General features: G+C 51.4%; 11 protein-coding genes. 9 read left to right on the forward strand and 2 right to left on the reverse strand.

The genetic code is table 11. The features are described from left to right. The first annotated feature begins 625 nt into the window (after positions 1 to 625). The 6 genes from EH198_RS06235 to EH198_RS06260 all read left to right on the forward strand — a co-directional run bounded on the left by EH198_RS06235 (position 626) and on the right by EH198_RS06260 (position 8,830). Complete coding sequence (locus tag EH198_RS06235) at positions 626 to 2,374, forward strand: alpha-glycosidase (protein ID WP_124694690.1); 1,749 nt, start codon at positions 626 to 628, stop codon at positions 2,372 to 2,374. 106 nt (positions 2,375 to 2,480) lie between these two features. After that, entirely contained in the window at positions 2,481 to 3,518 is a 1,038-nt protein-coding gene (locus EH198_RS06240) for a LacI family DNA-binding transcriptional regulator (RefSeq protein WP_124694691.1), read from the forward strand. Positions 3,519 to 3,635: 117 nt separating this feature from the next. Continuing rightward, positions 3,636 to 4,298, forward strand: a complete 663-nt coding sequence (gene pgmB, locus EH198_RS06245; protein ID WP_124694692.1) for a beta-phosphoglucomutase — start codon at positions 3,636 to 3,638, stop codon at positions 4,296 to 4,298. A gap of 61 nt (positions 4,299 to 4,359) precedes the next feature. Next, positions 4,360 to 6,678, forward strand: coding sequence for a glycoside hydrolase family 65 protein (locus EH198_RS06250; protein ID WP_124694693.1), 2,319 nt, complete (start codon positions 4,360 to 4,362; stop codon positions 6,676 to 6,678). 194 nt (positions 6,679 to 6,872) lie between these two features. Continuing rightward, complete coding sequence (locus EH198_RS06255; protein ID WP_124694694.1) at positions 6,873 to 7,733, forward strand: AraC family transcriptional regulator; 861 nt, start codon at positions 6,873 to 6,875, stop codon at positions 7,731 to 7,733. 233 nt (positions 7,734 to 7,966) lie between these two features. Next, positions 7,967 to 8,830, forward strand: coding sequence for a DegV family protein (locus EH198_RS06260; RefSeq protein ID WP_124694695.1), 864 nt, complete (start codon positions 7,967 to 7,969; stop codon positions 8,828 to 8,830). 143 nt (positions 8,831 to 8,973) lie between these two features. On the opposite strand, the gene EH198_RS06265 is transcribed toward EH198_RS06260, so the two are convergent. Next, entirely contained in the window at positions 8,974 to 10,536 is a 1,563-nt protein-coding gene (locus EH198_RS06265) for an ATP-binding protein (RefSeq protein WP_124694696.1), read from the reverse strand. Positions 10,537 to 10,837: 301 nt separating this feature from the next. Between EH198_RS06265 and EH198_RS06270 the strand changes: the two genes are divergently transcribed. The 3 genes from EH198_RS06270 to EH198_RS06280 are packed head-to-tail and all read left to right on the forward strand — an operon-like array spanning position 10,838 to position 12,027. Continuing rightward, a complete protein-coding gene (locus EH198_RS06270; protein WP_379309421.1) occupies positions 10,838 to 11,365 on the forward strand; it encodes a SpoVR family protein in 528 nt (175 codons plus the stop codon). Positions 11,366 to 11,394: 29 nt separating this feature from the next. Continuing rightward, positions 11,395 to 11,652, forward strand: a complete 258-nt coding sequence (locus tag EH198_RS06275) for a hypothetical protein (protein ID WP_124694697.1) — start codon at positions 11,395 to 11,397, stop codon at positions 11,650 to 11,652. Positions 11,653 to 11,685: 33 nt separating this feature from the next. After that, positions 11,686 to 12,027 carry a retropepsin-like aspartic protease gene (locus EH198_RS06280; RefSeq protein WP_246014117.1) on the forward strand — a complete coding sequence of 114 codons (342 nt, stop codon included), beginning with the start codon at positions 11,686 to 11,688 and terminating at the stop codon, positions 12,025 to 12,027. A gap of 72 nt (positions 12,028 to 12,099) precedes the next feature. Here the strand turns inward: EH198_RS06280 and EH198_RS24510 are convergent, their stop codons facing one another. Then, positions 12,100 to 13,140, reverse strand: a complete 1,041-nt coding sequence (locus EH198_RS24510) for a hypothetical protein (RefSeq protein WP_185702777.1) — start codon at positions 13,138 to 13,140, stop codon at positions 12,100 to 12,102.

A 13,140-nucleotide genomic window follows, 5' to 3' on the forward strand; every position in this document is an offset into this window, starting at 1 on the left:
ATTTTTGAGTTGAAGCGATTAAGTTCGGCAGTTTGCGCAAACGATTTCAAAAAAGCTGCCATAGGATCGTAATTCTTATCTTTTTCCGTCGAATTCGACAATCCCAAAACTTGGAAGCGCTTCATTTCGAACCAATCATACAATAGCGCATCATGTTTGTAAAAACGCTTTCACATAGGATTTTACGTCAGTTAGTCTAATTCAACCGGGTAAATCACCTATTCTCTTGTCAAATCAAACGATATCTGCAATATTCATTCATATTCAAGAAAAAAAGGAAAATCATACTATGCAGAGCAAGGCTGCAAAAAAATCTCTATTCTTCCCTGAGCCAGTTCAAAGCGAAAACAAATTTGTGCAAAGGTTTGAATTAACCATTGCCTGAAAACTTGGCCTCATGCTATACTCCTAATCATTCCGGAAGTAATCGCTTTCCCGGATACCAATTTAAAGGCAATGCTACTTGTTACAGGTACATCCTCGGTCGTTTCCCGGCTCTGGATGTGCCTTTTTTGCTTTGGTTTCCAACCCCTAATCTCCTGTTGTCGAGACCGGGATGGCTTAAATAACGAGGCGTCCTGAGCAAGAGAGTCCCGTTAATAAAAATATTTGGGAGGTTTTGTTCATGTTACTGGAAGCTGTCTATCATCGTCCTCGGGTCAACTGGTCCTATGCTTACGATGAAAACACGATTCATCTGCGGCTGCGCGCCAAAAAAGGCGATTTAACCGAAGTGTTCGCCTGGGTAGGGGATAAATATGCCTGGGATCAAACCAAGGAACTGATTCCAATGACTGTTTTTACCTCTGATGACATGTTCGACTATTGGGAATGCGAGTCCGTTCCGCCTTTCCGCCGGCTGAAATACGGCTTTCTGCTGCAAAAGGGCAAAGAGCGGATCTGGATGACGGAAAGCGAATTTCAAGCCGAACGCCCCTTGAGTCCATATCGGCTGTTTGAATTCCCTTATATCAACCGCGGCGACGTCTTCGCACCTCCGGCCTGGGTCAAGGATTCGGTCTTTTATCAGATTTTCCCCGAGCGTTTTGCGAGTGGCGACCCTAGTCTTAGTCCGGAAAACGTTGAGCCTTGGGGCGGCGTTCCGAAACAGGACAACTTTTTCGGCGGCGACCTGCAGGGTGTGATCGATCATCTGGACCACCTGACCGAACTCGGCATTACCGGTATTTACTTTACACCTGTCTTCGCCGCTGCCTCGAATCATAAATACGACACGGAAGACTACATGAGAATCGATCCGCATTTCGGCGACACCGAGACGTTAAAACGGCTTGTTGACGCCTGTCACGAAAGAGGCATTCGCGTGCTGCTCGACGCCGTGTTCAATCATTCAGGCAGTACCTTTGCCCCGTTTGTCGACATCGTCCAGAACGGGAAGAACTCTGTTTATAAGGACTGGTTTCACATCCGCAAATTTCCGGTTCACTCGGAGAATGGAGTTCCTACGTATGATGCCTTTGGCTTTGTTAGAGAAATGCCGAAGCTGAATACCGAACATCCGGACGTCAAGCGTTATCTGTTGGGTGTTGCCGAATACTGGATCAAGGAAGTAGGCATCGATGGCTGGCGCCTGGACGTGGCTAACGAGGTGGATCACGGTTTCTGGCGCGAATTCCGGAAGGTCGTCAAGCAGGCCAATCCCGAAGCGTATATTTTGGGCGAAATCTGGCATGAATCCTCCCCGTGGCTGGAGGGAGACAAATTTGACGCCGTCATGAACTATCCATTTACCGAGGCGGTACTCGATTTCTTCGTACGCGGCTCTTTGGATTCGGAAGGCTTTGCCCATGCGATCGGCAGACAGCTATCCCGTTACCCGCTTCAAGCCAGCGAAGTCGCCTTCAATCTTCTGGACAGCCACGATACCGCCCGTCTGCTGACGCTCGCCGGAGGCGACAAGCGTAAAATGAAACTGGCCGCGCTGTTCCAATTCACATTCATGGGCGCTCCCTGCATCTATTACGGCGATGAAATCGGCCTTGAAGGCGGTGAAGAGCCGGGCTGCCGGAAATGTATGGAGTGGGACAAGGCCAAGCAGGACCGCGAGCTGTTCGGCTTTTACCGCAAGCTGATCGAGATTCGGAAGAGTCATCCTTCGCTCCGCACCGGCACAATGGCTTTTCTTGAGGCCCAACGTCACGGCAGCAAGCTGGCCTACGAACGCCGGCTGGGAGACGAGTCGGTGATTGTGCTTCTTAATAATGAAGATACGGCGCAATCGTTCCGTCTTGAGTGTGAGAAAGAGCGCTGGAAAGACCTGTTCACCGGGGAAACGCTTCGCATAAGCCAGGGCGTACTGACTCTCAAGCTGCCTGCCTACGGCTTTGCGGTCCTGGGCGCAGCAGAGTTATAACAATTCTTCAGCCTTTATGGTACTCGGCTTGCAAGTTAAACTATTTACAACTGGTTTCACATCGATTAAGATATGCTTAAGCAAACGTTTCCATAAGGAGGCTTCTATGACGGTTACCATCAAGGATGTGGCCAGGAGAGCGGGCGTATCCCCTTCCACGGTCTCCCGGGTTTTGTCGGGCCATCCGAGAATCAGCGCGGAAACCTCCCGCAAGGTCAAGAGCATTATGGAAGAAATGGGCTATCATCCGAACATCATGGCCAAGAGTCTCGTATCGAAGACGACGAACAGTATTTGCATCATCCTGCCGAAGCCGGCTGAAGAATTGTTCTCTAATCTGTTCTTTATGGAATTGATTCGCGGCATTGTCACACAGGCAAGCCGTTCGGGCTACGATGTCCTGATCAGCTCCGGCGCGACGGAAAAGGAAGAACTGGAAGCGGTCTCACGGCTTCTGAAAGGCCGGCGCGTCGACGGCGCGATCCTGCTCTACTCGCGCAAAGACGACGCCGTGATCGATTTTTTGAAAGACAACGGTTACCCCTTCGTCCTGGTGGGACGCAGCGACAAGTATGACGACATATTGTCGGTAGATACCGACAATATGCTGGCGGCTTATGATGCCACGAGTCACCTTATCTCCATGGGACATGAGCGGATCGGCTTCGTCAGCGGACCTCCGAATCTGATCGTTTCCCGGGACCGGCTGGAGGGCTACCGGAAAGCTATGGAGCATAACGGTCTGGAACTGAAATCCGAATGGATTGTGGAAGGTGAGTTTCTGCAGGACAGCGGCTACCGCGCCATGTCATTCTTCATGAATCTTCCGAGCCGTCCGACGGCGCTTGTTGTTGTGGACGATATCGTTTCCTTCGGTGTTCTCCGCGGACTGAACGAATTGAATTACACTGTTCCCGCAGATCTGGCGCTGGTCAGCTTTAACAATATTCCGCTGTCCGAGCTGTCGACTCCGCCGATCAGCAGCATCGATATCGGAATTTACCATCTGGGCTACACCGCTTCCCAAATATTGATTCAAACGATTCAGAAGCAGGCTAACGAGCCGGGCTGCACGAACAGGTTTATCATTCCCCATCGTTTGATAGTCCGCGAGTCCTCTATGTATTCACCCGGCAAGAAGTAAGGCCGGGAACACGTAAATAAATGAAGCACTGAATGCTTCATTTGTTTTTTGAAAATTGTACAAACGTTTGCACTAAACCGCCAATAACTGACGATACTAATTTTGAGGAGGATTAAAATGAATGAAATCAAAGCTTGTCTCTTCGATCTCGACGGTGTGCTGGTCGACACTGCCAAGTACCATTACATCGCCTGGAAGGAGCTTGCGGATCAGCTCGGTTTCGAGTTCACAGAGAAGGATAACGAGCGGCTTAAAGGCGTGAGCCGCACTGCTTCGCTGAACATCCTGCTGGAGATAGGCGGACTGACTCTGGACGAGGCCGAAAAAGCCAAGCTGGCCGAGAGCAAAAATAACCGCTACGTCGAGTATATTTCGAAGATGGACAGCTCGGAGATTCTTCCCGGGGCGCTGGACTTCCTGAAGGAGTGCCGAAGCCAGGGAATACAAATCGCGCTCGGCTCCGCAAGCAAGAACGCGATGACGATTCTGAACAATACCGGACTCACTCCTTATTTTGACGCGATTATCGACGGAACCAAAACGTCCGCCGCAAAGCCTGATCCGGAGGTGTTCCTGCTGGGAGCCGAAGCACTCGGGGTTTCTCCCGCGGAATGCGTCGTCTTTGAAGACGCCGAGGCCGGGATTGAGGCGGCGCTCCGCGGGGGCATGGCCAGCGTAGGCATCGGTTCGCCGGAAACGCTCGGCGCCGCGAACATTGTCGTCCCTTCCCTGCAGGAGATGAGCGTCGCCCGGCTTAAGGAAGCTTTTGCCTCCGTTTAATTTCAAGCATAATAACGAAATCATTTTTAGATTAATCGTTAATAAAAGGAGACGATCCGCAATGAAACAGTACTTAAAAATCGATGAATGGTCCATTATTGAAGAATCGTTCGATCCCAAAACCCAAGAGATCTCTGAAAGCGTATTCAGCTTGGGCAACGGTTATATGGGCGGACGCGCCAATTTTGAAGAGCGGTACAGCGGGCCCAGCCTTCAAGGCAGCTACATGGCCGGCGTGTACTATCCCGACAAGACCCGGGTCGGCTGGTGGAAGAACGGCTATCCCGAGTATTTTGCCAAAGTATTGAACAGCACCAACTGGATCGGCATCGACATCGATATTGACGGCACTCCGCTGGATCTGGCCACTTCAACCGTATCGGAATTCCGGCGGGTGCTGAACATGAAGGAAGGCACGCTGTCCCGCAGCTTCACCGCCGCCCTAGAGGGCGGGAAGGAAGTCAAAGTGGAAAGCATCCGCATCGTCAGCATGGCTCGGCGGGAGATTGGAGCGATCCGCTATTCCGTTACACCGCTCAATTTTGCCGGAACGATCACCGTAACCCCTTATCTTGACGGGGACATCAAGAATAAGGATTCCAACTATGACGAGAAGTTCTGGAATGAGGTCGAGAAGAGCAGCTTCCCTGGCGGCGGCTATCTGACCCTGAAGACAAAAAAGCTCGATTTTCACGTGACCACCGCCATGGCGTATGATATTGTCGTTGCCGGAGTGAAGCTGGAAGCCGACGCCGAACCGGTTCAGCGGGACAAATATGTGGCCAACATCGTCCAGGTTCCGGTGCATCAGGGCGAGCAGGTCGTCATCTACAAATACGCCGCAAGTGTGACTTCCCGCAATTATGGTCTGGGACAGCTCGTAGAGGCGGCGCAAAGCGCTCTCCAGTCGGCAAGAGAAGCCGGTTTTGTGGCCCTGCTGACCGAGCATGCGGATGCCTGGAAGGGCAAATGGAAAGAAAGCGATATCATTATTGAAGGCGACCCTTCCGCCCAGCAGGCGATCCGCTTTAATATTTTTCAGCTGAACCAGACCTATACCGGCGAGGACGACCGGCTGAATATCGGACCCAAGGGCTTCACCGGTGAAAAATACGGCGGCAGCACCTACTGGGACACGGAAGCCTACTGCGTTCCATTTTATCTCAGCACCGCGGATTCCTCGATTGCCCGCAACCTGCTGATTTACCGCTACAAGCATCTGGAGAAGGCCAAGGAGAATGCCCGTAAGCTCGGCTTTGCCAAAGGCGCGCTGTATCCGATGGTGACGATGAACGGCGAGGAATGCCATAACGAATGGGAAATCACTTTTGAGGAAATTCACCGCAATGGGGCTATCGCCTACGCGATCTACAACTATGTGAACTATACCGGCGACTTGTCATATCTCGGGCAATACGGACTTGAGGTGTTGGCGGAAATCTCCCGTTTCTGGGAAGAGCGCGTGCACTACGTACATCATAAAGACAAATACGTCATGCTCGGCGTTACCGGACCGAACGAGTACGAGAACAATGTCAATAACAACTGGTACACGAACCGGATCGCCGCCTGGACGATGGAGTATACGCTGGAAGCGCTCGCCTATTTGCAGCAGAACGAAGAAACGCGCTATGCCGAACTGGTCGACAAGCTTGGCCTTCTGGAAAGCGAGACGGATAAATGGCGGGAGATTATCGACAAAATGCACTATCCGGCCGACGAGGAAAAAGGCATCTTCCTGCAGCAGGACGGCTTCCTCGATAAAGTGATTCTCCCGGTAAAGGAGCTGGCGCCCGAGCATCTGCCGCTGAACCAGAAATGGTCATGGGACCGCATTCTGCGCTCTTGCTATATCAAGCAGGCCGACGTGCTTCAAGGGCTGTATTTCCTGAACGACCGCTACGACCTGGAGACGAAAAAACGGAACTACGACTTCTACGAGCCGATCACCGTTCACGAGTCCTCCCTCTCTCCATGCATCCATTCGATTCTCGCCTGCGAGCTGGGATACAAGGAGAAGGCATACGAGATGTACTTGCGCACTTCCAGACTCGATCTGGACAATTACAACAACGACACCGAGGACGGCTGCCATACGACCAGCATGGCCGGCACCTGGATGTCCATTGTCCACGGCTTCGGCGGATTGCGTGTTCAAGGCGACCGTCTGATCCTGAAACCGTTCAACCCGGGCCATTGGAAATCGTATTCGTTCAAAATCATGTTCCGCGGTTCCCGGCTCAAGGTAGCCGTTACCGACCAAGGCGTTACGGTTTCCAACGAAACCGAAACTCCGGCTTCCATCATGATTTACGACAAGGAGTACACGGTGAACGGCCTTGGCGAAGTAACTGCGCACGGCGTACCCGTAATCATTTAATACACACCCCCCGCCCGGCTTTATGGCCTGGCGGGGTTTTTGCGATGCCGCAAGCAGGCAATTAACACTCACAGCTTCCGCATGTACGTTATACTGGTGTGGATGAAGTGACGGATTCTGTCCTAAGGGAGCACGGAAGAACAGGATTTGGGAAGAGCCTCGTGATAGGATAAATGCAAAGGAGATGGCAAGCGATGGAATGGCTGAACCGCATGAAGGACGCTTTGGATTATATGGAACGCCATATGACGGAACCGGTGAATATGGATGAGATCGCCAAAACGGCCTGCTCTTCGCCATTCCACTTTCAGCGGATGTTCAATATGCTGACCGGAGTAACCATCGCCGAGTACATCCGCAAGCGCCGGCTGACGCTGGCCGCGCAGGAGCTGGCGATGACGCCGGTCCGGGTGCTGGACGTTGCGCTCAAATACGGCTATGACTCGCCGGAGGCATTCGCCAAGGCATTCCGCAAGGCGCACGGGATCACGCCCTCCGCAGCGCGCGAGCCCGGGAACAGCCTGAAGGCGTTCCCCCGCCTCTCCTTCCACTTGTCCTTGAAGGGAGACAAAGAGATGGAATATCGAATCGTACAACAAGAAGGGTTTAGCGTAGTGGGCAAAAAAATGGAGACTTCCTGCCGCGAAGGAGAGAATTTGCGGCAAATCCCGCTATTTTGGAAAAAATGCAACGAGGACGGCACCTATGACAAACTTGTCGAGGTGGGCGGCGGCAAAGATATGTTGGGCATATGCGCCGAAGTGAATCACGAGCAGGAGACGCTCTCTTACTGGATCGCCGTGAAGAGCGAGGCTCCCGCCCCGGAAGGCTTCTCCTCCACCGTTATTCCGGCCGCGACCTGGGCCGTCTTCTCTTCCATCGGTCCCATGCCAAATGCGATCCAGAGTGTATGGGCGCGGATATTTCAGGAATGGTTCCCGGGAACCGGCTACGAGCATGCGGGCGGACCCGAATTCGAGCTGTACCCTCCCGGCGACCCATCGGGCGATGATTACCGCTGCGAGGTATGGATTCCGGTCATGAAGAAGTCATAACCTGATCTAGCGTATCGAGCATAAGAAGAAGGGGCCGGACACATGCAATTTGTGTGTTCGGCCGCTTTTGTTGAAATAGGGCAGCCCTGAGATTCATCAAGAACCGGGCAAAATGCATCCGGAACAGGGCTGGAATGGACCATCGCCAGCAGGAGCATAGAGATGTTATAATAAACAGATACGTGATACATGCTCAGACTCAAGGTGACCGATCATCGGTGAAGGAGAATTTCATGCCTAACGTCAAAATTTTTACCGACAGCACGTCCGATATGCCGCAAGGCTGGAAAGAAACCTATGATATCGGCGTTATCCCGCTGTATGTTGTGTTTGAGGACGCCACATACAGAGACGGCGTGGATATTACACCGGACCAGGTGTACCGGAAGGTGAGCGCAACCTCCGCGCTGCCCAAGACGGCAGCCCCTTCGCCTGCCGATTTTATGAATGCCTTTGCACCTGTGATTGAGAACGGCGATGACATTGTCTATCTCAGCCTCTCCGCCTCCCTGTCTTCCACCTATCAGAACGCGCGGCTTGCCGCAGAGGAATTTCCTTCCGGACGCGTGAAGGTAGTGGATTCAGGCACATTGTGCGGTGGAATCGCCCTGCTGGCCGTAAAGGCGGCCCGGGCCGCGCTCCATGGCAGCAGCTCCGCCGAGATTGTCTCGCTGCTGGAGCAGGAACGCAGCCGGCTCAGCACGGAATTCGTCATTGACACGCTTGATTATTTACATATGGGCGGCCGCTGTTCCGGCATGCAGAATTTTATCGGCAGCCTGCTCAAGATTCGGCCGGTGCTCCGAATGGTTGACGGAAGCATCGTTCCCGTAAGCAAAGTCCGCGGGAAGAAGGAAAAAGCGGTGGAACAGATGCTCTCTCACGCGCTTTCAGACATCGACCGGATGGACAGGGAACTGCTGATCGTCGCACATACGCAGGCCGAGGAAGACGCCAAGTATTTGCGTGACGCCTTGGAAGCTGCAGGCGTGCGGGAGATTGTCGTTATGGAAGCGGGCTGCGTTATCGGCAGCCACTGCGGACCGCAGACTGTGGGGCTGATGTACCTTAAGAACGAAGATCACGATCGGCACTGATTTCGCAGCGGTTTGATCCCTTCCTTATAGCACTCATGGCGAGAAGAAACGGCTATACCGTCCTCTATTAGGGGGTGTCCGTTTCCCGTATTCAAACGAAAAACCTCCTAAGCCTTCAACGAAAGGCTTAGGAGGTTTTTCGTTTATACTTGAACTTCCGCCTCTTCTTTGACAAAGGGCAGCATGAACCTGAAGATGGAACCGCGCCCTTCCTCGCTCTCCACAAAGATCGTTCCGCCCATGAGCTCGACCAGCTGCTTGCAGATCGCCAGCCCCAGCCCGGTACCGCCGTATTTGCGGTTAATCATCGGATGAAGCTGGGAGAACGACTGGAACAGCAGGCCCAGCTTGTCTTCGGCAATGCCGACCCCGGTATCCCTGACCGAGAATTCCAGCAGATAGTTCGGAGATTCCGGCAGCAGAATGTTCTTGACGGACAGCGTCACGCTTCCCTTCTCGGTGAATTTCAGCGCATTGCCGACCAGGTTGACGATGATCTGCCGAAGTCGGCTCGGGTCGGCCTTGATGGTCTCGGGCACGCTCGTATCCGCCCACCAGCGAAGAGCCAATCCCTTCTCCTCCGCCTTCGGAGTGAACAGGTCGATGATGACGCTAAGCATTTCTCTCAGACCGAACCGTTCGGGCTCCAGCGGCATTTTGCCGGCTTCAATTTTGCTGAAATCGAGAATGTCGTTCAAAATATTAAGCAGACTGTAACTGCTGCTGCGCAGGATCTCCGCATATGTCCGCTGCTCTTCCCCCAGCTCGCTGTCCAGCAGCAGATCGGCCATTCCGATCATGCCGTTCATCGGCGTCCGGATCTCGTGGCTGATCATGGCCAGAAACTCCGACTTTGCCCGCGAAGCCTGTTCCGCAGACTCCTTAGCCCTTCTTATTTCCCGCTCGTTCGTAATGTCGCTGAAGGCAACGACCGCTCCTTCGATATGACCGCGTTCCATGATGGGAGACACTCTGTAGTTTACCCAAAAGCTGGTGCCGTCCTTACGCCAGAAAATCTCCTCTTCCATGCTCCGGGAAGCCCCGTCCCCGACCGTCATAAGAATCGGGCACTCCTTCGGGCAGTAGCGTGAGCCGTCAGGCCGGGTATGATGAATATGCGAGAGACTGTGGACGCCGATAATCTCCTCGCTGGAGTACCCCAGCATGAACATCGCGGTTTTGTTGATGAAGATGATTTTTCCTTCCCTGTCGAGTCCGAAGATGCCTTCCGTTACCGAATCCAGGATTAGGCTCTGCGGATCTTTAAGCCCGTAGTCCAGTTCCGGATAGACGTTCACCGGCGCAGCCCCGCCGTTCTCCGCCACAATCTCGGCTGTGATATTCCGGACAATAGCGAATACGCCAACCACTTCTTCCATCTTTATAATCGGAACAAAAGTCACCTCGGCGGACGCGACGATGCCGGATCTTTGAATGAACTTTAAATGAAACGAAGTCGTATTGCCCGCGCAGGCCAGCACAAAATGACGCCCGGCTTCGGTCCGGCTTCCGAACAAAAGCGCCTTGCTCCAGATACCCCTTATTTCTTCGGGTGCAGCCAGCTGTTCAGCGGAGCGGTTCGCACCGATGGAGCGTCCTCCAAGATCCAGAACGTAGACGCAGTCCGGATGGTGCTCATACAGTGCCTTGTATATGCCGTCTTCGGCAATTAACCGCTTTAAAATGGCTATTTTATCCCTATGCACAGTCTACTTCCTCTCTAAAACTAAATGAATGCCTTCCTGCAAAGGCATTGCGACGGGCACTTTGCCATGAAACCGCTTTGCATTATTGAGATTGTAATTAATTAAAAAAGCACCGCCGGCCGATCCGGTAGGCGAAAATAGTCTATAGGTGTAGATTCGAGTAGAAGTTAAGATTATTATAGCAAAAATTTTGAAAGGTTTAACGTGATATTTTGTTAACTTTCGTGGTAAGGGAAACTCATAATTAAAGGCTTCTCTCCATATGCGCTTCTCCCAGTCGAACCGGAATATGGTGGAAAGCATGTCGGCCACGGCGGCCGGATCGGCGAGTATGCGATCAAGTACGGGACGGACACGGTTGAGAGCTTCATTGACGCCGTTCTGGCCATTCAGGAGCATATCCGACCCGAGTCTGATCCGCCAGGACCAGCCGGGCAACAGCCGTTTTGTCGAGGGGCGGCTGAAGGAGCGTCGGGAATCGGCGCAGGCTATCCTGGATGCCAGCCCTTACGAGGAACTTTGGCGGCTCGATAAGGACGCCGAAGCCTCCGCTCAGAATCCGGCGGCCGGATATAAACCCTTCCCTGCGGAGCCTGAGAAGGATGTCGACTGGTTCATTCAGCAGTACTCCGCCAGCCTGGAGGACTGGCAGCGCGATATTATGACCATGCTGCATGATGAGATGCTCTACTTCTGGCCGCAGATGGAGACGAAGATCATGAACGAAGGCTGGGCTTCGTATCTCCAAGGTGCTTACGCAAATAAGCTCTCCACGAACGATATGCATCGTTATGGAGAGCTTTTAATTGCTCATTATCTGATACAATAAAAGGATAAACCGAACTGGAGGTGCCAGCCGTGCAATGGGAAGAAGTTCGTAAGATATATCCCGATCAATACGTCAAGCTGCAAATCCTTGCATCCCATATTGAAGGAAACACCAAGTTTGTAGATGAAGTCGCACTGATTCGTGCCATTCAGGACCCGAAGGAAGCAACCAAAGAACTGCTTAAATCGAAGGACGGCGTGATCGTGTCCCACACTGCAAATGATGAACTGAAGGTCGAGATCCGTACGCTTCGAGGCTTGCGGGGTGTTGTGCAACATGAAAATTGAATACGTGATGGTTTGCTGCAAACGTCCCCTACCTTGAATTACAAAGGACAAGCTCTGACTATAGACAAACTAGTTATTGATACAGGGGCTTCTCATACCTTGCTATCTACTGATGCTGTAGCAAACATTGGCGTTTACTTTGAGACTGGAGATGAGATCGTTACTGCATTCGGCATTGGTGGTGAAGAAAGTTGCTTTCGCAAAACTATTGATTCGATCCAATTAGGCAGTTTCCAAATCTACGATTACAAGTTGGATATTGGATCGCTTCACGAGAAACTTCAGATCAATGGGCTACTTGGATTGGATGTGTTGATGGGGGCTAATATTGTGCTCGATTTGGCAGAGCTTGTTATGTATTCGACGACAAAATAAAAAGATTAGGTTTGGAGATACCTAATCTTCAGGCTGTCGAGAAAGTCTCGACACTGCTCAAGTTGAGCCCCCTTAATTTGTCTCATCAATCCGTCTAAGCCATGCATCGAAATAACTTCTGCTAAGCTCCTCCACCCAATGATTGCATAACAAATAATCTGTTCCGTTAATCTTATATGGATCGGCGTAGAATCTGGGACGACCGTTCACATTCCTCTGTTCCGTCATGGATATAGTAGAATCGACCTTTTTTAAAACAGGGTAAGTGATATTAAATGTTCTCTTGGCGTAGTCCAGCCGCTGCAACCGCTCAATCTCTTGCTCAGTTAATACATCATTTGAAATCAGACGCTCAAAACTAGATCTAACCAAAGCGCCAATCTTTATGACCTCAGACCCGTTAAAATCAGCAGGTAATTTCTTCGCCCTAATTGTGGTTTTCGGCAAGCCCATAGTCTGCTTATCATCCACGAAGAGATTGTACATTTGTATGCTTCGCATAAACAATTCCGAAGTGTCGGACACAGAATTGGATAAGGCTGTAACAACATTGAAAATCTTATCCTTGAAATCTTCATTGCACAGAAGCTCAAAACGAAATTTCAACCCTTTTTGGTGAAACAGCTCTTGTAGTTCAGTTATGTAGAGTTGCAGCGGTTCACGTATTGCAGCATATATTTTTGGAGCAGCAAATATGATATTTCCAGCATTGAGATTGAAATAGCCATGCATTGCCATTGCTGTACGGATCATTTTTTTCAATACTCTGGAAATCGTCTCTTCCTTCGAACCATAATTCAGGCCATTTTCATGGAAGGCCACATCAATGCCATATATGCTTTGAACCCCGTTCGCTCCTCCCACTTCCATACCCAATGCATCTATCTCAGCTTGTTGTAGCAGCTGCGAGTAAGAACTATTTTGCTTAAACAAGTCAAGGTTGTATTTCCCTTTAAAGTATTGGTCTGAATCTTTCATCATTCTTTCGACAATAGCCTCATTATGAATATCCCATGCCTTCACCGATGGCTTCCAGTTCAACTGGACAAGTTGGCAATTCTTTGCATGTCTCAGCCATGAGAGCATCAAGGATTCTCCGATTTCAATTTTCAA

The organism is Paenibacillus rhizophilus, assembly GCF_003854965.1.
Taxonomy (GTDB): Bacteria; Bacillota; Bacilli; order Paenibacillales; family Paenibacillaceae; genus Paenibacillus_AQ; species Paenibacillus_AQ rhizophilus.

Bases quoted from the DNA above. Each gene is read 5' to 3' on its own strand.
- EH198_RS06235 (WP_124694690.1), top strand. From the start codon at position 626: ATGTTACTGGAAGCTGTCTATCATCGTCCTCGGGTCAACTGGTCCTAT.
- EH198_RS06240 (WP_124694691.1), top strand. From the start codon at position 2,481: ATGACGGTTACCATCAAGGATGTGGCCAGGAGAGCGGGCGTATCCCCT.
- pgmB (WP_124694692.1), top strand. From the start codon at position 3,636: ATGAATGAAATCAAAGCTTGTCTCTTCGATCTCGACGGTGTGCTGGTC.
- EH198_RS06250 (WP_124694693.1), top strand. From the start codon at position 4,360: ATGAAACAGTACTTAAAAATCGATGAATGGTCCATTATTGAAGAATCG.
- EH198_RS06255 (WP_124694694.1), top strand. From the start codon at position 6,873: ATGGAATGGCTGAACCGCATGAAGGACGCTTTGGATTATATGGAACGC.
- EH198_RS06260 (WP_124694695.1), top strand. From the start codon at position 7,967: ATGCCTAACGTCAAAATTTTTACCGACAGCACGTCCGATATGCCGCAA.
- EH198_RS06270 (WP_379309421.1), top strand. From the start codon at position 10,838: ATGTCGGCCACGGCGGCCGGATCGGCGAGTATGCGATCAAGTACGGGA.